Origin of the sequence: Desulfovermiculus halophilus DSM 18834, assembly GCF_000620765.1 — a bacterium.
In the GTDB taxonomy this organism is placed as follows: domain Bacteria; phylum Desulfobacterota; class Desulfovibrionia; order Desulfovibrionales; family Desulfothermaceae; genus Desulfovermiculus; species Desulfovermiculus halophilus.
In genome coordinates, this window is sequence record NZ_JIAK01000009.1 from 53624 (window position 1) to 74722 (window position 21099).

Here is a 21099-nt window from a genome sequence, read left to right on the forward strand (position 1 = left end):
AGACTGGCAGAATATATTTTGCAATCAGCTTGCCACTATAAAAAGTCTGATAATTCAAAGACATGGAATGTACACGTATATAATGCATGTATTTTTTGATACATAATTGTTCCGCAATACTCTGCGTGGACCGACATTCTGGCGGCCTCTAGGCCCAGGCATTTGAATGCAATAGATCACCCCCCTCCTTAAAGTTCAGGCTCTTCGACACAGAAAGTGGAATAGCATGCATAAGAGTTTGCCGTGTATTTTGTGCGCGCTCAGGTGCGCCAGGCTGAGCCGACGCAACACAATCGATACGAAACAAATTTGTATCAGGCATCCACTACGGAAAAGCACCACATGCCCGCGTATCCGCCGCCCCCGGAATGGTTCACGAGATTCCTGGCGAGCTTGCCAGACCAGAACGACGTTCTTTACAAACAGGTCATTTCCGTCTATTTGCAGGGGAGATAGCCTAGCCCAACGTCTTCGGTACAATCCGGCTGAATCCTTGCCCGGCTCATGATGCGAAACTCCGCAAAATCCGGCTGATTATCCATGCTGCATCCTTGTGCTCCCTTTCCCTGTCGCCTCCGCTCCCTTGTCCTTTTTTCCATTATCCTGGCATGTTGCCTCCCGGCCATGGAGGCTGGGGCCCAGTCGCGCTCCCTGCGCATTGACTCCGGATCAGGATCAGAGCCGTGGATCCTGCGGGCCGAGACCATGGAAACCTTTCAAAAGAGAAAAGTGGTCGAGGCGGAAGACAACGTCCTGCTTACCCGGGGCAATGATTCCCTGCAGGCTGATTTTGCCCGATACTTCTGGGATACGGACTGGGTCTACCTGAATGGAAATATCCGCATCAGATTCGGGCCGGATACCCTGCAGGCTGAGACTGCGGAATTTGACTTGAAGAATGAGGTGGGCTGGCTGACCAATGGGCAGATCTTCATGGAGGAATCCAACCTCTACGTGCGCGGGGACCGGATGCGCAAGACCGGCCCGGAAACCTACAGTTTCGACCAGGCCCAGGTCACCACCTGCGATGGATCCAAGCCGGCCTGGTCTGTACAGACTTCCAAAGGATCGGTGACTTTGGACGGCTACGCCCGGATGGCCCACCCCAGGTTTCAGGTCAAAGGATTCCCGGTCCTGTATGCGCCGTATTTGATCCTGCCGGCCAAAAAGGAGCGCCAGTCCGGATTCTTAATGCCCGAGATCACCACCGGAGACCGGGACGGATACGGGATCAACCTCCCCTACTACCAGGTTTTGGGCCCGGATCGGGATGCAACCGTGTACGCCAACATGATGAGCAATAGAGGCCTCATGCTCGGCCTGGAGTACAGAACCACCCCCAATCTGATGTCCAAGGGCTATTTCCGGGCCGACTGGCTCAGTGACTCCCTGGATGACGACGATGAGAAGCTGGATCAGTTTCAAAACGACAGGTGGAACCGACCGAACACCGACCGGTTTTGGATCCGGGGCAAATACAACGGTCGGCTGTTCACTCCTGACTGGAAGACCAAGCTGGATGTGGACCTGGTCTCGGATCAGGACTATCTGCGGGAGTTCGACTCCGGGATGAGCGGATTTGAGACCAGCCGGGAGATCTTTCTTTCCGAGTTCGGACGGGACATCCAGGATGAGGACGTACTGGAACGGACCAGCATCTTTCAGCTCAGCCGGAACTGGGCCCAGATGGGGCTGACCACCCAGGTCGAGTACACCCAGGACCTGAAATACATGAACGACAACCTGTCATCGTCTCTCAATCCCACCCTGCAGCGTCTGCCGGAGGTCAATCTCGATTTTTACCAGTCCCGCCTGTTGTCCACCCCCTTGGAGTGGGAGGCTCAAAACCAAATGACCTACTTCTGGCGGGAGTACGGCACAACCGGTGTACGGACCGATCTGCACCCCCAGATCAGCCTGCCCATGCGCAATGCCTACGGGACCATCATCCCCAGGATCGGATGGCGGCAGACCCTGTATACCCTGGACCGGGTGGAAAACGATCCTGATGTGGACGGCACCACCCTCACCCGGGGGCTTTTCGATGCCCGGGTGACCGCCTTCACTTCCCTTCAGCGGGTCTTTGACTTCACTCCCAGGCAGGGCCCAGGACACGGCCTGGAAACCTCCGGCGACTCCCAGTGGACCGGCATCAAGCACACCATTCAGCCCGAGCTGGAATGGAACTTCATCCCGAACAATATTCAGGAGGACCTTCCGGACTTCGACTACCTGGACCGCATAGATCCCACAAACCGACTGACCTACTCCATTAAGTCCATTTTGACCAGACGAAAGGCCACCCTGAAGCCTGCATCCAGCGGCAACGCCACGTCCCAGATCCAGAACAGCTACCGCGATTTCTGCACCTTTGAGCTGGAACAGAGCTATGAGTTCCGGGAACCGACCCTGCGCGAAAAAGACGAGGCCATTACCCTCCGCCGTCCTTTTTCCGACATCCGGGCCGAGCTGCAGCTCCATCCGGCCTCCTGGCTCTCATTATACTCAAAGTCCTGGTTTTCACCCTACGAGTCCAGTTTTACCGAGCATGAACACACCCTGGAGGTCCGCCCGGGAAAGAACTCTTCCCTTTTCTTCGGGCTGGACTACCAAAAGGATATAGACAACGACATCTGGCATAACGGTCTGGATGAGGAGGATGATGATGATTACACCATCGACAGCGGGCAGGACGCCATCAACGTCCTGCGGGTGGGAGGAACGCACAGGATCTCCCCTTCCTGGCAGGTGGGGGTGGACATCAAGCAGGATCTCGAAGAATCAGAGATTATCCATCAGCGTCTCAATGTCACCTACAGGCATCAATGCTGGGGCATAAATGTAGAGTTTGAGCGCACGGAGTACGACAAGAAAGTTATGTTCATGCTCAATCTGCTGCCAATCGGGCAGTTTGGACAAGACATCAGCCTTGAGCAGTAGCAACAGAAACCCGAAGCCCTGCAAGAAAGACTCAACTGCAAAAAGTCGAAGACTGGGGTTAAACACATAAATTAAAATTTACAACTATTTGATTTCACTTAAAACTTTCAACTTAAAACTTAACACTGCCTGCAAAAACATATTTTTTTGCAGGCGCATCAAGGAAGCCATGGTTTTCGACATCCAGGTCCTGCCTCCAGAGCTGCAGAATCAGATAGCCGCCGGGGAGGTGGTGGAACGTCCGTCCAGCGTACTCAAGGAGCTGGTGGAAAACGGCCTGGATGCCGGGGCGACCCGCATCTCCGCCCTCATTGAAGGCGGAGGCCAGACCCTGATCCGGGTCGAGGATAATGGACAGGGCATGGCCCCGGACCAGCTTCCTCAAGCCATGACCCGTCACGCCACGAGCAAGATCACCGCGTTTAAGGATCTGTTGAATATCGCCAGCTTCGGGTTTCGAGGAGAGGCCCTGCCATCCATCGGTTCGGTCTCCAGGATGCAGATCCGGTCCATTCGGGAGGGGCAGAAGGAAGGAGCTGAGCTGGACGTCGAGTTTGGCCTTTTGGGTCAGGTCAAGCCCATCCCCTTTCGGGAAGGAACCAGCATCCAGGTCCGGGACCTCTTCGCCAACACTCCGGCCCGGCTCAAGTTCCTGAAAACCCAGCAGACTGAGGCCAAACGCTGCCAGGAGACAATGTGCCGATTTGCCCTGGCCAACCCGGACATCGCCTTCACCTTTATCTCCAACGACCGGACAGTGTATGACTTTCCGTCAGGCCAGGACCTTCTTGCCCGCCTGCACCGCATCTGGCCCCCGTCCATAGCCGAGCGGCTCATCGAAGTCGAAACCCAGGAGGGAGACTACGCCATCTCCGGATTCATCGGGCACCCGGAAACCGCCCAGGGCCGAGGTGACAGGATCGTCTTCTTTGTCAACAGGCGGCCGGTCCAGGACAAAACCTTGATCAGCGCCCTGCGCCAGGCATTCAAGGGTCGGCTTCTGCACAAGGAGTACCCCCAGGCAGTGCTGTTTCTGGACATCCCCAGCCGGGAAGTGGATGTCAACGTCCACCCGGCCAAGCAGGAGGTCAGGTTTCGAGATGAAAAGCGGGTCTTCAGCCTCCTGCACAAGGGAGTTGCCTCGGCCCTGGCCAGGTCAAGCTTTCAAGTCGAACCCAACCCGGCCTCAACTGAAAGCTCTGTCCCTCCCAAGGAATCCAGGTACAAATTCCAGACCTTTGAGGATTTCGCAGCTCCAGGGGCTCACGAAGCTCCGTCAGATGTGGATCACCAAGACCGGCATACGGATAACGGTGTCCCCTCCGAAACTGCAGACGCCCACGGCGAGACATTCCCTCAGCCCTCCGTGCCGCACGCCCCGGCCCGGCCTGAAGTGCAGGGACTGACCTATCTGGGGCAGATCCACAACAACTATCTCCTGCTCAGCACCGTCCGAGGCGAACTTGTGGTCATTGATCAGCACGCAGCCCACGAGCGCATCCTGTATCACCGGTTTTCAACCCAGGGCGAACAGGGAGCCAAAAGACCCCTGGCCGTCCCCGTGCAGCGCGCTCTGCATCCCAGTGAGGAAGAGCACCTGGAACGGGTTATTCCCGCCCTGCGCCGGATAGGATTCGAGCTGGACCACTCTCGGGCCGGGACGGTGCTTGTCCGGGCCGTCCCAGTCCATCTGGACCCCGCCCGGGCCAAGGAGCTTCTGGATCAGATCCTGGGCCAGCAGGTCAATTCTCAAGAAGAGCTGTGGCAGATGATGGCCTGCAGGCAGGCGATTAAGGCCGGTGAAACCTTGTCCGCGCAGGAGGCGCTGGAGCTTATCCGGCTGTGGACCTGCACACCCCAAAAGGAATATTGCCCCCATGGGCGACCAGCGGTGGTCGCCCTGGGGGAACAGGATCTGGAACGGATGTTTAAGCGCCAGGGGTGAGCCTGTTCCGATGGGCAGATTGCGGCAGACCACTCCAGCTCGGAACCGGTCACCGGCTTTGCCATGTATCGATCATATTGCCCGTCCCACGGCGAAACCGGTATGAATGGCGTGGATGGCCTGCCCCACGTTCTGGGCATCCCCGACCATCCGGCAGGAAAGCCCCGCGGCCTCCAGCTCGCTTTGCAAAGGATTGTACGGCCGTGACCCCAGGGCCAGGATGACGCTGTCTGCGGGTATTCTGATTTGCTCTCCATCCTTTTCGACCCGGACAGCCTGCTCTTCAATCCCAACCGCCCTGGTCTTGGTCTTGACCTTGACTTGCAGCTGGTGAAGCTCCTGGAGCATGGTCCAGCGGGTGCTCTTCCCGATATCCTGCCCAATGCGCTCCAGCATCTCCACCAGAACAATATCGTGGGTACCGTGCAGGCACTCCTTGCGCAGATAGTCACAGTCCTCCACCCGGTGCTCGAGTAGAAACTTGAGCTCAGCACCGCCCAGCGTTCCCCGCCGGGCCAAGGCCAGTGCCGATTCCACGCCCACGGCGCCACCGCCGAGCACAACCACCCGCCGCCCGGGCCATTCCTTCTTGCCCAAAACATCCCAGGCCTGAACCACATGGGACAGGTCCGCACCTGGAAGATCCGGGATGACGGGCTCAGCCCCGGTGGCCACAATCACCTCGTCCGGGCCGAACTTGGCAATATCGGCGGCAAAAGCTTCCTTGCCCAGGATGACCTCGACTCCGGCAGCATGCACTTGGTGGGACAAGTCCCGGGCCAAAACAGCAAACTCTTCCCGTCCTGGCGGAGCGGCAGCCAGCCACAGCTGACCGCCGAGCCGGTTTGACTTTTCCCATATGACCACCCGGTGTCCTCTGGCCCTGGCAGCCAGGGCTGCACTCATTCCGCCCGGACCTCCGCCCACGACCAGGATGGTTCTGAGCTCTGCACTGGGAGATATATCAGTCTCCAGTTCGTGACCGGCCCGGGGATTGCAGAGGCACTCCACAGGTTTAAGACGGAATATATTGTCGAAACAGCCCTGGGCGCATCCGATGCAGTGCACAATATCCTGCTCCCTGCCCTCTCTGGCCTTGTTCGGCAGATCAGGATCAGTGATCAGGGCCCGGCCCATGGCCGTCATGTCACACATACCGCTGCCGACCAGCTCCCGGGCTCCATCCGGATCATTGATCCGGTGACTGGCTATCACCGGCACCTCGGTTCGTTCCTTGATCCGGCGGGCCAAATAAGCGAACGTAGCCCTGGGAACACTGGCCGTGATCTGCGGAACCCGGCCCTCGTGCCAGCCCACATTGACATGAAGGGCGTCCACCAACCCGTCAGAAGCCAACCTTTGAGCAACCTCCAGCAGATCACTGCTGCTCATCCCTCCCTGCATCAGATCATTGCCGTTCATCCGGACCACCAGGGGAAAATCCGCCCCGGCCTGCTTCCGGACTGCACCCAGGACTTCCAGGGGAAAGCGCATCCGATTGGCAAAGCTCCCCCCGTACTCGTCCTCCCGCAGGTTGGTGACTGGCGAAATAAACTCGCTGATCAGATAGCCTGTACCGGCCAGGATCTCGACGGCGTCAAACCCCGCTTCCCGCACCCTGGCCGCGGCCCGGCCGAAGTTGCGGACGATCCCTTGTATTTCGTGGATTTCCAGAGCCCTGGGCCGCTCGCCGGTCAGCTTGGAGGCCAGGGCAGAAGGAGCAACAGCCTGCTTGCCGTCCATAAAAAAAGAAAAATTGTACCGCCCGGCATGATTGAGCTGAAGACAGCTCTTGGCCCCGTTTTCCTCAATGGTCCGGGCCAATGCGGACAGTCCGGGGATAAAATCGTCGTTGTGGGCCCCGATATTCAGGCTGGACCCGGACTGCTCATCAATGGTCGCATACCCGGCACAGATGATTCCGGCCCCGCCCTGGGCCCTGTGGGCGTAGAAGCCCTGGATTTGCTCGGTCACCTGTCCCTGATCGGCCATGTTCAGGTGCATGGCAGGCATATAGATCCGGTTCGCAATCTCCAGAGAGTTGATGGTTATGGGCTGAAACAGGGGATCGTGCATGACGCCTCCTCGTGAGTTGGCTTGATGGGTTTGTTGAGCCGGTATCCTGGTCCTAATAGACCGGTCGTCTACTGTCAATGATGGGCGTGCCCTTTCTTTGATGCCTTCCGGCCAGTTCCGAACTGCTTTAGTCCCGGAACCGGGCGTCCTTTCCTCGGAGACATTGACAACAGCGCTCGGATACGGCATTGAAGTTCTGCCTTGTTCATAGAACAGGGCGGGACCGAAAACAGCTTTGCCCTTTATGTCCGCCGGACCGAACGGTCCTCTCCCGCCCCCGTAGCTCAGGAGGATAGAGCACGAGATTCCTAATCTCGGTGCCGGGTGTTCGAATCGCCCCGGGGGCACCAGTATGTCAGGGGGGTTACGGGATGCATCTGAAAGCAGACTGTACCCCCTTTTTTGTTGGCCATTCGACACAGAGTAGATTTTCATTTAGAATCATCTAGGGTGGATGGAGTTTCTTGAGCATTTCTTTTATCCACCACAACATTGAAATATTTATGCATACAGACACCACATACACAATGCACTCCGGCAGCAAAAAGATGCTGATTCGTACAGCAGACATCCTGGAGAGCTTGAACATTGCCTACTGGCTCGAGTCCGGTACCCTGCTCAGTCTGTGGCGGGAAAACGGAATATCTGGCTGGCATACCAATATAGATCTGGGGATCGAGGCCAAGGACCTTCCTACCCTGAGAGCAGCACAAAAGGACTTGCCTCGTTTGTTTCGAATGAAGCTGGTTGCCGATCAGACCGGCCGGGAGTGGACTGGCCAACCCATCAGCCGGGCAAAGATCATGTATACCTGGCAGAGCAGCCACAAAAATCCTTTGTGCGTTAATATCACCATAAAGCATAAAACAGATTCGGAATATAGATGGGTGGACCACAAAACATGCAAGGCAGTACCTGCCCATCTCCTGGTAGAAAGGAGCAGAGTAGTTATAGATGGCAGAGCCTATCCGGTTCCCAAAAAACCGGAAGCCTATCTACGCGCCAGGTACGGGGAGTGGAAAACACCCAAAAGATACTGGTTCTCCACCATCGACGATTGCTCCATTGCTTCTGAACAAAGGCTGGCTCAAGTTCCCTTCAAGCCCCGGCAAGCGAAAAGTCAGCCCAAGCCGGTTCTGACCGGTAACGCCCTGGACAATATGAAGAAATTTCTGTTGCGGACCATTGACATTTTCAACCAGGTTGGGGTCCGCTATTGGCTGGATGATGGGACATTGCTGGGCATTATGCGGGAAGGGGACCTTATTCCCTGGGACAATGACGTGGACCTGGGCATCGCCGGTGAGAGCGTTCCCCTGGTTCTACGCAGCAGGTACCGCTTTCTGCCCCAGTACATACTGATTCCCAAGACCGGACATACCCCCTGGTTGCCGACTTCATGCCGGAAATTCAAATTCGGCTCACCGTTACGACAGATAGAGAGATACGTATACCGGTACCTTCCGCTTCTCCCACACAGACCAAAGACACCTCGGCCCTGGGGAGACCTCATCGCCAAATACAGGGTTGGCGATGAGTATGTATGGCTGGATTGCGGCATGCTGAAAAAGGTCCCGGCCAAGTTCTTCGACCGGCTGGATACCATCCAATGGGAAGGGCGGACAGTATGCATTCCTGCCCATGTTGAGGAATATCTGCAGATCCGCTATGGGAACTGGCGAGAGCCGGATCCCTCATTTCGAACCGGGCTTGATGACAGCGCTATTGCTGAAAGAGGAATATGAGCTCATATGAACAAAGCCAAAACTACTCTGCTGCGTGAATTGCTTACCAGCAAATCGCTGGAGTTCATCTGCGAGGCGCACAACGGATTGAGCGCCAGGATCGTGGAAGAGGCTGGATTTTCAGGCATCTGGGGCAGCGGGCTCTCGATTTCAGCCGCCCTTGGAGTGCGTGACAGCAATGAGGCCAGCTGGACCCAGATCCTGGAGACAGCAGAATTCATGAGTGATGCCACCCAAATCCCAATATTGCTTGACGGGGATACCGGCTACGGCAACTTCAACAACTTTCGCCGCCTGGTTAAAAAGCTGGAGCAGCGCGAAATTGCAGGCGTGTGTATTGAAGACAAGCGCTTTCCCAAGGCCAATTCCCTGATCGAAGGCAAACAGCAGCCCCTCGAAGACATCGATACCTTTTGCGGCAAAATCAAGGCCGGAAAAGACACCCAATCCGATCCGGACTTCTGTATCGTGGCCCGGGTTGAGGCCTTTATAGCCGGACTTGGTCTCAAGCAGGCCATCGAGCGGGCCGAGGCCTATCGCCGGGCCGGGGCAGATGCTGTCTTGATCCACAGCAAGAAAAGGACCGCCGCGGATATTGAAGCCTTTATGCGCGAATGGGCCGACCGGCACCCGGTGGTCATCGTTCCGACCAAGTACTATTCGACTCCCACTGGACATTTCCAGGACATGGGGATCAGCCTGGCCATTTGGGCCAACCATATTGTCCGGGCTTCAGTACAAGCTATGCAGAAAGCTGCTCAAAGAATCCATGCCGAAGAATCAGTAGCCTCCATCGAAGACCATATCGTACCAGTATCTGAAATATTCCGCCTTCAAGGAGCCCCGGAACTGGAAGCGGCCGAAAACAGATACGACACCCTGCAGAACAGCAGAGCGAAGACAGTCATCCTAGCTGCCAGCCGGGGAAGCCAGTTTGGAGAAATGACCGCCGATCGTCCCAAGGCTATGCTTAAGGTCAACAACAGAGCAATCCTGGACGACACTGTTGCCAAGCTTAATAAGCACAAGATCAATGACATTTACGTTGTCCGCGGATACATGAAGGGCGCCATATCCGGCGACGGCTACAATACCATCGATAATGCCGCGTATGCCGAAACAAACGAGCTCTACTCCCTGTATCTGGCCAGGCACGTCCTTGAAGGTGAGAGCCTGATCATGTATGGGGACTGCCTATACCGATCCCATCTGATTACCGATATGCTGGACAAAGAGGCGGATATTCGCATTTTGGTCGATGCGGACAAGGACACAAGTTCAAAAGAGCATGACCATGTGATGTGCAGCAGGCCATACACCAACGACTTCCTGAACAAAGATATTTATCTTCAAGATATATCAGTAAAAGTCTATGACGAGACAGCCCATGGCGAATGGGCGGGGATCATTGCCTCCAGTCCAAAGGGGACACGGATGATTCGTGACACCCTGGAAAAAATGAGCACATGGGAAAACTTCAATCAACTGGCCCTCACAGATATGCTCCGGGAACTCATACCGGCCTGTACCATCCAGGTCGTCTACACCAAGGGCGGCTGGCTGGACGTGGACAACCTCCTCGATATCGCAGATGTTGGAGAATTTCTGTGATTGATACCTATCAGTTTGGAAGAGCACTGACCAGCTTGGGGTATGATACCTTCAGCGGAGTACCCTGCTCGTTCTTGAAGCATCTGATCAACTATACCGTAAGCCACTGCACATACATACAAGCGGCCAACGAGGGTGATGCCGTGGCTGTGGCCGCCGGATCCGTCCTAGGAGGGAAAAAATCAGCCACTTTGATGCAGAACTCAGGTCTGACCAATGCCCTTTCCCCTTTGACCTCGCTAAACTATCCCTTCCAGATCCCCTTGCTTGGATTCGTCAGCCTGCGGGGAGAAGAAGGAATCTCCGATGCCCCCCAGCACGAGCTGACCGGCCGCAAGACCCAAGCCATGCTGGAAGTTGCCGATGCTCATTACGCCTATTTGAGCCGGAGCACGGAAGAAGCCCTGGCCCAGCTCAAAGCCGCGGACCAGGTGGTGCAAAACAACGGGATCTTCTTCTTTATTATCCGCAAAGACACATTTTCCAGTGTTGACCTGCTGCCGGTGCGGCAACGGACCGGCATTTCTGAAAAGAGGCTGGAAAATGAGGAGCCCGGAGTCCTCCCAAGCCGTTTTGCCGTCCTACGGACCATATCCACTTTTTCCTCCCAGGACACCCTTGTCCTGTCCTGCACCGGCAAAACCAGTCGGGAGCTGTTCAACATTGAGGATGCCGCCAACAATTTCTACATGGTCGGTTCCATGGGCTGCGTCAGCTCAATTGCCCTGGGACTCGCTCTGGCCCGTCCGGATAAAAAAGTCATTGCCCTCGACGGAGACGGAGCCGTGATCATGCGCTTGGGATCCCTGACCACCAATGCCTTTTACGCTCCAAACAACCTGCTGCACATCGTCATCGACAACGGGGCCTATGATTCCACCGGAGGGCAGCCCACAGTATCCGACAATGTCGATTTCCCGGGGCTGGCAAATGCCTGCGGCTACCCGGCGGCGACTGGAGCCCACACGCTGGAAAGCCTCGTAGGACGTCTGGAGCAGTGGGTACGGACTCCGCGGCTCACTTTGCTCCATGTGCGGGTACAGAAAGGTGCGGCTCCAAACCTGCAACGACCATCCCTCCCCCCTTATCGCATCAAGGAGCGGTTCATGGCCTTTGCAGCCCAGGGACGAAGGTAGTGCTCACATCATTTGTCCGCAGGGAAAAACGTGTATGCCTGAGCTTGCCGTGATCATGGCCGCGGGGCTGGGAAGCAGGCTGCGAACGTGGTCGTGCGGAAAACCAAAGGGATTTGTACCCATCGGGGGACAACCGATTATTGAGCGGTCTCTACAGATCCTTTTCCGTGCCGGCATCCGCCGGATTGTGATCGGCACAGGCCACGGGGCAAAATTCTACGAAAACCTGGCCGCAGAATATCCGGGCGTAGAGACTGTATACAATCCCTGCTACGCATCCAGCGGCAGCTTCTTCACCCTGTACGCAATGCAGAAGTACATCGAGGAGGACCTCCTGCTCCTTGAGTCCGATCTTATCTATGATGCCCGGGCCGTAGAAGCACTGCTGGCTGATGAACACGACAATGTCATTCTGGCCAGCACGGCGACATACTCCGGCGACGAGGTGTACATTGAGACCGATGATCGGCTTTGTCTGGTGAATATGTCCAAGAGAAAGCTGAAGCTGAATCGGATATACGGTGAACTAGTAGGCATTTCCCGGCTTAGCGCCGAGGCCTACCAGACCATGATTTCTCAATTTGCCTCAACTGGTTCTGAACTCTACCAGATAGAATACGAGACCGCACTGATCCGCCTGGGACAAAAGATTCCCGTACACGTGCATCGCATGGACAATCTGCCTTGGGCCGAGATAGACACGGAAGCGCACTTGCGGCGGGCGAAAACAGAAATCTATCCCCTATTGGGAGGAAACGCACTGAATCATGGACATTAAGCGAACCATCCTGCTCAACCCCGGACCGGCAACCACTACCGACTCAGTAAAGAAAGCCCAGGTAGTTCCGGACATCTGCCCCAGAGAAAAAGACTTCTGCCGACTCATGCAGCAGGTACAAAAAAAGATCATCCAAGTGGTGAACGGCGGGGACGACTGCAGGGCAGTGCTCTTTGGCGCTTCCGGCACAGGTGGGCTTGAGGCCATGATCAGCTCAGTTATCCCGGAGACAGGCAGGGTATTGATCGTGAACAACGGGGCCTACGGCCGGCGGATGAGGCAAATAACAGAACGCTACATTGCCTCCTCGCAGATTGTTGAATATCGGATCCGACCTGAGCAGTACCCGGACACCGCCGAGATTACGGGCATTCTTGATCGCTATCCAGACATCACCCATATTGGGGTCGTCCAGCATGAAACCACTACTGGGATGATCAATCCGGCCGTGGAGCTGGCCGGAATCGCTCATGCCCGGGGAGTTGAAATCATGGTCGACGCCGTTTCCTCTTTTGCTGGCATGGATATCGATATCCAGCGCGATGGATTCGACTACCTGGTCTCCACCTCAAACAAGAACCTCCAGGGGATGGCTGGAATCACTTTTGTCATCACCAAGAAAAAGAACATTCATAAGACCGCGAATTATCCGAAGAGAAACTTTTACTTCAATCTTGCCGAACAGGACGCATCCTTCGAACATAACGGTCAAATGCGGTTTACACCTCCGGTTCAGACGATCTACGCCCTGGATCAAGCCCTGGATGAGTTTTTTGAGGAAACCCTGTCCGGGAGAATCGCCAGATACAGAGAGTGCTGGTCGGTTCTACGATCCGGACTGGACAAACTGGGCTTTGGACGCTTACTTCCGGAGCACTGCCAAGGCCATTTGATCACCTCGGTTATTGAGCCTGAGGATCCTGCCTACAATTTCGACGACATGCACGATTATCTCTACGGCAGGGGATTCACCATATATCCCGGCAAAATCGAAGATATCGGCACGTTCCGAATTGCCAACATCGGGGCAATCACCCCACGGGATATCCATGATTTCATCGACATCCTTGGCACCTATCTCCAAGACCGAGGGATTCGGCCTGCATCAGGTCAGGATTTGTAGATCGCATCCTGTCCCCACCCCATCCCCTTTACAATGCTCAAGGCGCCTTTCCCAGCAAGAGGGTGACCAGCGCTTCAGCTTACCTTCAAGCAAGCTCAGGCTTTCAGCGACCGGCGGGGAAAGGCCCCTGAGAAATGCCAGCATCCACCAGTTCCGGGGTGTCTGGGTGGGCCATTGTGGCTTCGTGCAGGGAAAACCCGGGGGGAGCAGGATTCGCAGTAGGCGCCGATCGATTCTCGCATTCCGGACGGTTGCAGACCCGGCACCACGGATCGGAACACGGGTCGGGGTGGACGATGACTTCGGCCTCCGGGCCCAGTTCCGCCTTGACCACATCCTCAATCTCCGTGACTGCCTGATGGGTCTGGGTCAGATCATAGAATCTGGGCAAAACAACATGCAGATCCACATGGATATTCGGGCCATAGCGCCTGGCCCGCAATTGATGAACGTGGATCCATTCCGGACGGCGCCGGGCATTGAGGACTTGGACAATCCTCTGGAGCAGCTCCGGATCCGCCTCATCCATGAGCTGGCCCAGGGAGGAGCGCAAAAGCTTGGACCCGGTGTACAGGATATTTACCGCCACCAGGCAGGCCACAAGAGGATCGAGCCAGGTCAGTCCGGTCCAACCAACGAGGATGAGGCCGACCAGGACCCCGATACTGGTGACCACATCCGCGAGCAGATGCTTTCCATCCGCGCTCAAGGGCAGTGAGTTCTCTTTCTTCCCGGTCCGGATCAGCAGCCAAGCCAAGAGAAGATTGACCACCGCGGCCCCGGCGAGCAGAAGCATTCCCCCGCCCAGATGAGCCAGGGGCCGCGGATCGACAAAGCGGGGAACGGCCTGAAACAGAATGGCCACAGCGGCCAGAACGATGAGCGCCCCCTCAAACCCCGCAGAAAAATACTCTATCTTCCCGTGGCCATATGGGTGATTGGCATCCGGGGGGCGGCTGCTGAGATACACGCTGTACAGGGCAAAGCCGCTGGCGGCCACGTTGATGATCGACTCCAGGGCATCGGAGAGAATTCCGGCCGAACCAGTCAGCAGATAGGCCCCGAACTTAAGGCCCATGAGCACGGCCCCCAGGCCCACAGTCAGCACCATGACCGACACTCTGGTCATCAGATCGTCCACTCCCTGGATAAGTTTTGACCGGCCGCCCCGGTCATCCGGAACTACACGCCTCCGGTCTCTCCACCGGCCACGCTCCGAACCTGCTCGATGGTGGTCAGCCCCTGCAGGACCTTGATCATGCCGTCCTGCTTCAGGGTGGTCATCCCGTCGATTTTGGCCTGAGCCAGGATTTCCTGAGTGTGTTTGCGGAACTTGATCAGGTTTTTGATATCCGGGGTGGACATCATGAGCTCATGGATGCCCATCCTGCCCTTGTACCCGCCCAGGCAATGCCGGCACCCCACAGCCTCGGCCAGGACCGGATTTTTGCGCACATCTTCCGGAACCGCCCTCTCCCACTCCGGACCGAATTCCGTTTTGATCTCTGCCAGCTGTTCTGCACTCGGAGTATATACCTTCTTGCACTTCGGGCACAGGGTCTTGACCAGGCGCTGGGCCAGGACACAGAGCAGGGAATCGGCAAAGTTGAAGGGATCAAGATCCATGTCCAGAAGACGGGTAATGGTCTCCGGGGCTGAGTTGGTGTGCAGGGTGGAAAAGACCAGGTGTCCGGTCAGCGAGGACTCGACCCCGATATGGGCTGTCTCCCTGTCCCGCATCTCCCCGATCATGATAACGTCCGGATCGGCCCGCAGAAAGGACCGCAGAGTGGAGGCAAAGGTCAGTCCGATCTTGGAGTTGACCTGAACCTGACGCAGCCCCTCCTGGGTTATCTCCACCGGATCCTCTACTGCCCAGATCTTCTTCTCCGGGGTATTGATCGTGCTGATGGCTGAATGCAGGGTGGTGGTCTTGCCCGATCCGGTAGGGCCGACCACCAGGATCATGCCGTAGGGCTGGGCGACTACGCGCTGCATATGCCGCAGATTGTACTCGCTCAGCCCCAGGGACTCCAAGGGCATGGGCTTGCCCGAGGCCAGCAGACGAAGGACAACATCTTCCTGGTTGTCCACCGTGGGAATAGTGGCCACCCGAAACTCGACCACTCGATTGACCTTGGGCAGCTTGACCTTGATCTTTCCGTCCTGGGGCAGCCTGCGTTCAGCGATATCCAGCCGGGCCATGATCTTGATCCGGGATATGATCGGCCGGCCGAGACCGAAGCGCAGCTTGCGGAACTCGTGGCATGTGCCATCCACCCTGTACCGGACCGCGCAGTACTTGGACACACTGTTCGGTTCCACGTGAATATCCGAAGCACCCCGCTTCCAGGCCTCGATGAGCAGCGCATTGACCAGCCGGACCACCTCGCTGTCATCATCCTGGGACATGCTCTCCAGATCCGAGGCCTCCTCCTGCTCAGGCTCGGAATCGACCTCCTCTTCAAACTGGGCGAGCTCGGTTCCGCCGGACATTTCCTGAAAAAAGCGATCAACAAAGGCTGCTATGTCCTGCTGCAGAGCCACCAAAAACTCGACCCGGCTGGTGCCCAGGATGAACTTGATTTCGTCCACCTTGCCCAAATCATACGGATTGTCGGTCAATACCTGAATCGACGGTCCATTGCGGGCAAAGGGCACCCAGTGATACTTCTTCAGAAAGTCCGGATCCAGATTCCGGTTCTCGAATATGTCAAAGGGCAGATCAACGGTCGGATCAAAGGCGACAAAGGAGACACCATAGAACCGGGACAGGGAACGCCCCACGTCTTCCTTGCTCAGGGCATACTGCTCCATGAGATACTGATCCGGATCCCGGTCCTGGGAGGAACAGCGCTCCAGGGCCTCGTCCAGCTGCTGTTTGGTCACCAGCCCTTGTTCCAGAAGATAGTCGTATCTGGTCTTGGACTGGACCCGGGATTGATCCAGTTCCCGCAAAACATCTTCCAGGCCGGGAAAGTTCGGAACCAGGCGCTTGATCTGCCAAAAGCTCTGCTTGGCCAGGCTGTGCTGCCCTTTCTTCAGGTATGCACGGCCCAGACGAAAATGCAGAGCCGCAGACTCTTTGGGCGGGTAGGCCTGCAAAGGAAGAGAGGTGAGCAGCTCGACGGCCTCATTCCACTCCTGTCTCTTCTCAAAGCAGCCGATGAGAAACTTGAGGGTATGAAAGCTTTTATCCCCGCTTTCTACCAGGGAAAAGAGGATGCGTTGAGCCTGCTCATACTCGCCGCTTCGATACAGTTCCTGGGCGTGAGAGAGCATCCGGTCCGGAGGGTCACCTGACAAGCTGCGTTGTGTCTTTTGCTCACTGCGCATACGGATGGTTCACCTTCCAGGCGCAGCGAGCAAAGGCTTGGGGCATGTTACTTCTGCAGCCACGGCATCATTGCCCTGAGCTTTTCTCCAACCTGTTCAATGCCATGTTCCCGCTCAACCCGACGCATGGCCTTGAATGCCGGCAATCCAGCCTTGTTTTCCAGGATCCACTCCTTGGCGAAATTCCCGTTTTGGATATCGGCCAGAATATCTTTCATTTCCGCCTTGACCTGATCGTTGATCACCCGCTTCCCGCTGAGGTAATCGCCGAACTCAGCGGTATCGCTGATTGAATGACGCATTTTCTGAAATCCGCCCTCGTAGAAGAGATCCACAATGAGCTTCATTTCATGCAGGCACTCAAAATAGGCGATCTCCGGCTGATATCCGGCTTGAACCAGGGTGTCGTATCCGGCCTTGATCAAGGAGGTCACCCCCCCGCACAGTACCGCCTGCTCCCCGAAAAGATCGGTTTCGGTTTCTTCCCTGAAGCTGGTTTCGATCACTCCGGCCCTGGTGGCCCCGATGCCCTTGGCATAGGCCAGGGCCGTATCCATGGCCCGACCAGTGGCATCCTGATACACGGCGACCAGACTGGGTACCCCGCCGCCCTCGGCATATTCGCGCCGGACCAGATGCCCCGGGCCCTTGGGCGCAATCATGACCACATCCACCTCTGGCGGAGGCACGATCTGCTCAAAGTGGATATTGAATCCATGGCTGAAAACAAGGACCTTGTTTTGGTCCAGATGAGGCCGAACATCGTTTTCATACACATCGGGCTGATGCTGGTCAGGGACCAAAATCTGAATCAGATCGGCCTGGTTGGCCGCATCGGCTGCGCTGACCGGATCAAACCCGTGCTCCTTGGCCAGTTCATAGTTCTTCCCCCCGGGGCGCTGACCGACCACCACATTCACCCCTGAATCGCGCAGATTCTGGGCATGGGCGTGTCCCTGACTCCCGTAGCCGATAATGGCCACAGTCTTGTTTGCCAGCAAGTTCAGATCTGCATCCTGTTCATAAAAGACGCGCATCGTCTTCCTCCTTTATTCGTCGGGCCCGGACCCGGCCCTGTGCAGCCCTAGTCCACCTGCATGCTGCGGCGCATGGTCACGCTGCCGGTCCGGGCGATTTCCTTGATCCCGAATCGGTGGAGCAATTGGATCAAGGCACTGATTTTTCCTCTGTCCCCCGTAGCTTCCAAGGTCAGCTCCGAGGGGCTGACATCCACAACCTTGCACCGAAAGATGTCCACAATCCGCAAGACTTCCGCCCTGTACTGCTCCATGGCATTGACCTTGAGCAAGACCATCTCCCGATCAACGCACTTGATCTCGTTCATGTCCACGACCTTGATCACCGAAATCAGCTTCCGAAGCTGCTTGATGATCTGCTCAATGATCTGCTCTTCGCCGTCGGTGACTATGGTCATCAAAGAGATGCCCTGCTCCAGGGTCGGAGCCACATTCAGGGACTCGATATTAAAACCGCGTCCACTGAACAACCCGGCCACCCTGGAAAGGACGCCGGGTTCATTCTCCACCAAAACCGAGAGGGTATGCCGCATGCTTCACTCCTCGTCTTTGACCCCGTATATCAATCTCAGCCGGGTTCAACCCGGACCGCATCCATATGCTTGACGCGGACACTGCCTTAGACCAGAAGCATCTCGCTGAGCCCGGCACCGGCCGGAACCATGGGGTAGACATTCTCTTCCTGTTCAACCACCACATCCACAATGGTCGTCTGCTTGGATTCCAGGGCCTGTCGCAGGACCTGGTCCAGATCCTCCATCCTTTCCACCCGGTAGCCTTCGGCGCCATAGGCCTGGGCCAGTCGAACGAAGTCCGGATTGTGGTGCATGCAGGTCGAGCAGTAGTTCCGGTCGTAGAAGAGCTCCTGCCATTGCCTGACCATACCCAAGTACCCGTTGTTTAAGATGATGATCTTCACCGGCAGACCGTAGCTGACTGCAGTGGCCAGCTCCTGGCTGTTCATCTGGATGGAGCCGTCCCCGGCTATATCCAGGACCAGCTTGTCGGGAAAGGCGATTTGGGCCCCTATGGCCGCAGGAAATCCGTACCCCATAGTCCCCAGACCGCCGGAAGAAATCCAGGTCCTTGGCTGATGGAAACGGTAGAATTGGGTTGCCCACATCTGGTTTTGGCCCACCTCAGTGGTGACAATGGCCTCACCCTGGGTTATTTCGTACAGCTTCTGAACCACTGCCTGGGGCTTGATCCTGTCACCTCCCTCCGGGCAGCACAACGGCTGGGCCTGGTTCCAGGCCATGAGCTTTTCCCGCCAGGGCGCATACCGGGTGCTGAGATCCTCGCTTTCCAGGAGCTTTTCCACTTCAGTGCGCAGGGATTGCAGGGCCAGCCGGCAATCGGCCACAATGGGCACATCAACGGAAACATTCTTCCGAATGGACGTCGGATCGATGTCGATATGGACCAGCTTGGCCTCAGGGGCGAAGCTTTCCAGCTTTCCGGTCACCCGATCGTCGAAACGCACCCCGACTGAGATAAGCAGGTCACAGTTGTTGATGCCCATATTGGCCACATAGGTTCCGTGCATGCCCAGCATGCCCAGCCACAAGGGATCATTGCCCGGGAATCCTCCAAGGCCCATCATGGAGGTGGTCACCGGGATCTGCAGGGTCCTGGCCATCCAGGTCAGCTCCTCATGGGCATTGGATGCGATCACCCCTCCACCGGCAAATATCACCGGCCGTTTGGCCTTTTTGAGCAGCGAAGAGGCCTTGCGCACCTGCTTGAGATTGGGCTCATAGTGGGGGTTATAGCTGCGCATTGCGATCCGTTCCGGATACGAGAACTGACAGGCATCGGCCATCACATCCTTGGGCAGGTCCACGAGCACCGGCCCCGGGCGTCCGGAACGGGCGACATAAAATGCCTCCTTGATCGTCTTGGCCAAGTCTCTGACATCCTTGACCAGATAGTTGTGCTTGGTGCACGGCCGGGTTATGCCCACGATATCGACTTCCTGGAATGCGTCATTCCCAATCAGCTTGGTCGGGACCTGACCGGTGAAAACCACCAAGGGAACCGAGTCCAGATAGGCAGTGGCGATTCCGGTCACTGTATTGGTCGCCCCTGGTCCGGAGGTGACCAGGGCCACGCCTGTTCGTCCAGTGGCCCGGGCATACCCGTCCGCCGCATGCACGGCTCCCTGCTCATGCCGGGTGAGAATGTGCCGCAGCGGATAGTTGGGGATCTGGTGGTAGATATCCAGGACAGCCCCACCGGGAAACCCGAATATGGTATCCACCCCCTCTTTGATCATGGATTCGAGCAGGATCTGCGATCCTTTATGCTTCATTCCCGGCCTCCTGCCTCCTGTATTTTTCCAGAATATGCTGTATCTTTGTTTTCCCCGCCAGCTTCATCTTCTTCAGCCGTTTCATCTCCGACTCTTCGCTTGCAGTCAGATAGGGCTTGTTCTCATAGGTATCCAACTGCTTTTCGTAATCCAGGTGCTCCTGCCACAAGCGGTTCAAGTCCTCGTCCATATCCCCATACTTGGCAATGAGCTCCAATTCATACTGCTCCATGTTCAACCTCCTTCACAAAACTGCACAAGGGTTTCCTTACTCCGGGTCCAAAACTGCCCGTATCCGCTGGGCATTTAGATAAGCATCCACCTGTATACTGATTATCTTCTTTCTGCTTCTCTGTCCACTTATGAGCTGGATCTGCCTGGGCTTCACCCCCAGGAGGCGGGCCAAAAAGGCCGCCAGCTCCTGGTTGGCTTTATTGTCCACCGGCGGGGCCTTCAGGCGGACCTTGAGACATCCCTGATAGAACCCGCCTAGCTCATTCTTCTTGGCCCCGGGCTGAACCCACAGCCTGACCAGGCACCTGTCGGCCCGGCAGGAGATACACTCCTTTGCCTCTTCCATGTCCTTCTGCTCTTTGTGACAAGAGATCAATTTTCAGTCAATTCCATACCCTTACATCAACTTGGATGCGGATCTGTCCAGCCGGTTCTTGGCTGTAGCCTGTGGATTTTTGGAGTTTGCCATCTCTTATGTATGCAATTCCACTTTCTGTGTCGAAGAGCCTGTCCAGCCCTGCTACATCCCTATGGCCAGCTGGTTTATGGACTGGACCAGAAAGATCTGGAGAAATTTGATCCCCAGAAGTACGATGATGGGCGAGAGGTCAAGTCCGCCTACAAAAGTGAACGGGACCCACCGCCGAACCATGGCAAACGCGGGCTCAGTCAGGGAACGGATTGTTCTCACGATAGGATTATACGGGTCTGGGTTCACCCAGGACAAAATGGCTGAGATAATGACCACCCAGAAGTAAAGGAAAAGGACTGTATCCAATACGTATGCTATTGCATGCAGTAAGTTGCCGAGTATCGACATGCGTGTC

The 21099-nt window shown here is 56.4% G+C and carries 16 protein-coding genes and 1 tRNA gene; 8 read left to right on the forward strand and 9 right to left on the reverse strand.

Translation table 11 applies throughout. The annotated features are described in order from the left end of the window. Positions 1–540 precede the first annotated feature (540 nt). Together N902_RS16630 and mutL are read left to right on the forward strand one after the other, a co-directional pair. On the forward strand, positions 541–2940 hold the full coding sequence (locus N902_RS16630; protein ID WP_051564359.1) for an LPS-assembly protein LptD: 2400 nt from the start codon (positions 541–543) through the stop codon (positions 2938–2940). A 169-nt stretch (positions 2941–3109) separates the two neighbouring features. Further along, the gene (mutL, locus tag N902_RS0105770; protein ID WP_034621878.1) at positions 3110–4885 is read left to right on the forward strand and encodes a DNA mismatch repair endonuclease MutL; all 1776 of its coding nucleotides are present in this window, start codon (positions 3110–3112) and stop codon (positions 4883–4885) included. A 72-nt stretch (positions 4886–4957) separates the two neighbouring features. On the opposite strand, the gene N902_RS0105775 is transcribed toward mutL, so the two are convergent. Then, on the reverse strand, positions 4958–6961 hold the full coding sequence (locus N902_RS0105775) for an oxidoreductase (RefSeq protein ID WP_027370162.1): 2004 nt from the start codon (positions 6959–6961) through the stop codon (positions 4958–4960). Between the two features lie 273 nt (positions 6962–7234). On the opposite strand from N902_RS0105775, the gene N902_RS0105780 reads away from it, so the two are divergent. The 6 genes from N902_RS0105780 to N902_RS0105805 all read left to right on the forward strand — a co-directional run bounded on the left by N902_RS0105780 (position 7235) and on the right by N902_RS0105805 (position 13354). Then, positions 7235–7311, forward strand: a tRNA-Arg gene (locus N902_RS0105780). 153 nt (positions 7312–7464) lie between these two features. Then, a complete protein-coding gene (locus N902_RS0105785) occupies positions 7465–8706 on the forward strand; it encodes a LicD family protein (protein ID WP_153304148.1) in 1242 nt (413 codons plus the stop codon). Positions 8707–8712: 6 nt separating this feature from the next. Further along, positions 8713–10317: a phosphoenolpyruvate mutase gene (gene aepX / locus N902_RS0105790; protein WP_027370164.1), complete on the forward strand. Its 1605-nt coding sequence runs from the start codon at positions 8713–8715 to the stop codon at positions 10315–10317. After that, a complete protein-coding gene (aepY, locus tag N902_RS0105795; RefSeq protein ID WP_027370165.1) occupies positions 10314–11453 on the forward strand; it encodes a phosphonopyruvate decarboxylase in 1140 nt (379 codons plus the stop codon). Before aepX ends, aepY begins: the two co-directional genes overlap by 4 nt. Before the next feature lie 34 nt (positions 11454–11487). Continuing rightward, entirely contained in the window at positions 11488–12231 is a 744-nt protein-coding gene (locus N902_RS0105800; RefSeq protein ID WP_027370166.1) for a phosphocholine cytidylyltransferase family protein, read from the forward strand. Beyond that, positions 12221–13354 (forward strand): 2-aminoethylphosphonate aminotransferase, encoded by a 1134-nt coding sequence (locus tag N902_RS0105805; RefSeq protein WP_027370167.1) that lies wholly within the window; start codon positions 12221–12223, stop codon positions 13352–13354. The genes N902_RS0105800 and N902_RS0105805 overlap by 11 nt, the downstream gene beginning before the upstream one ends. Positions 13355–13457: 103 nt before the next feature. Here the strand turns inward: N902_RS0105805 and N902_RS16635 are convergent, their stop codons facing one another. From N902_RS16635 to N902_RS0105845, 8 genes are all read right to left on the reverse strand, one after another. Continuing rightward, on the reverse strand, positions 13458–14483 hold the full coding sequence (locus N902_RS16635; RefSeq protein WP_084287867.1) for a cation diffusion facilitator family transporter: 1026 nt from the start codon (positions 14481–14483) through the stop codon (positions 13458–13460). Positions 14484–14536: 53 nt separating this feature from the next. Further along, on the reverse strand, positions 14537–16690 hold the full coding sequence (locus N902_RS16640; protein WP_244147376.1) for a GspE/PulE family protein: 2154 nt from the start codon (positions 16688–16690) through the stop codon (positions 14537–14539). Positions 16691–16737: 47 nt separating this feature from the next. Beyond that, positions 16738–17727, reverse strand: coding sequence for a ketol-acid reductoisomerase (gene ilvC, locus N902_RS0105820; RefSeq protein WP_027370168.1), 990 nt, complete (start codon positions 17725–17727; stop codon positions 16738–16740). A 47-nt stretch (positions 17728–17774) separates the two neighbouring features. After that, entirely contained in the window at positions 17775–18260 is a 486-nt protein-coding gene (gene ilvN / locus N902_RS0105825; RefSeq protein WP_027370169.1) for an acetolactate synthase small subunit, read from the reverse strand. A gap of 86 nt (positions 18261–18346) precedes the next feature. Further along, positions 18347–20038, reverse strand: coding sequence for a biosynthetic-type acetolactate synthase large subunit (gene ilvB / locus N902_RS0105830; RefSeq protein ID WP_027370170.1), 1692 nt, complete (start codon positions 20036–20038; stop codon positions 18347–18349). Continuing rightward, the gene (locus tag N902_RS0105835) at positions 20028–20270 is read right to left on the reverse strand and encodes an HP1242/YdcH family protein (protein ID WP_027370171.1); all 243 of its coding nucleotides are present in this window, start codon (positions 20268–20270) and stop codon (positions 20028–20030) included. Before N902_RS0105835 ends, ilvB begins: the two co-directional genes overlap by 11 nt. Positions 20271–20306: 36 nt before the next feature. Further along, the gene (locus tag N902_RS16645; RefSeq protein ID WP_051564361.1) at positions 20307–20618 is read right to left on the reverse strand and encodes a DUF167 domain-containing protein; all 312 of its coding nucleotides are present in this window, start codon (positions 20616–20618) and stop codon (positions 20307–20309) included. Between the two features lie 174 nt (positions 20619–20792). After that, complete coding sequence (locus N902_RS0105845) at positions 20793–21092, reverse strand: YggT family protein (RefSeq protein ID WP_027370172.1); 300 nt, start codon at positions 21090–21092, stop codon at positions 20793–20795. Positions 21093–21099 lie beyond the last annotated feature (7 nt).

Bases quoted from the DNA above. Each gene is read 5' to 3' on its own strand.
- N902_RS16630 (WP_051564359.1), top strand. From the start codon at position 541: ATGCTGCATCCTTGTGCTCCCTTTCCCTGTCGCCTCCGCTCCCTTGTC.
- mutL (WP_034621878.1), top strand. From the start codon at position 3,110: ATGGTTTTCGACATCCAGGTCCTGCCTCCAGAGCTGCAGAATCAGATA.
- N902_RS0105775 (WP_027370162.1), bottom strand. From the start codon at position 6,961: ATGCACGATCCCCTGTTTCAGCCCATAACCATCAACTCTCTGGAGATT.
- N902_RS0105785 (WP_153304148.1), top strand. From the start codon at position 7,465: ATGCATACAGACACCACATACACAATGCACTCCGGCAGCAAAAAGATG.
- aepX (WP_027370164.1), top strand. From the start codon at position 8,713: ATGAACAAAGCCAAAACTACTCTGCTGCGTGAATTGCTTACCAGCAAA.
- N902_RS0105800 (WP_027370166.1), top strand. From the start codon at position 11,488: ATGCCTGAGCTTGCCGTGATCATGGCCGCGGGGCTGGGAAGCAGGCTG.
- N902_RS0105805 (WP_027370167.1), top strand. From the start codon at position 12,221: ATGGACATTAAGCGAACCATCCTGCTCAACCCCGGACCGGCAACCACT.
- N902_RS16635 (WP_084287867.1), bottom strand. From the start codon at position 14,483: ATGACCAGAGTGTCGGTCATGGTGCTGACTGTGGGCCTGGGGGCCGTG.
- N902_RS16640 (WP_244147376.1), bottom strand. From the start codon at position 16,690: ATGCGCAGTGAGCAAAAGACACAACGCAGCTTGTCAGGTGACCCTCCG.
- ilvC (WP_027370168.1), bottom strand. From the start codon at position 17,727: ATGCGCGTCTTTTATGAACAGGATGCAGATCTGAACTTGCTGGCAAAC.
- ilvN (WP_027370169.1), bottom strand. From the start codon at position 18,260: ATGCGGCATACCCTCTCGGTTTTGGTGGAGAATGAACCCGGCGTCCTT.
- ilvB (WP_027370170.1), bottom strand. From the start codon at position 20,038: ATGAAGCATAAAGGATCGCAGATCCTGCTCGAATCCATGATCAAAGAG.
- N902_RS0105835 (WP_027370171.1), bottom strand. From the start codon at position 20,270: ATGGAGCAGTATGAATTGGAGCTCATTGCCAAGTATGGGGATATGGAC.
- N902_RS16645 (WP_051564361.1), bottom strand. From the start codon at position 20,618: ATGGAAGAGGCAAAGGAGTGTATCTCCTGCCGGGCCGACAGGTGCCTG.
- N902_RS0105845 (WP_027370172.1), bottom strand. From the start codon at position 21,092: ATGTCGATACTCGGCAACTTACTGCATGCAATAGCATACGTATTGGAT.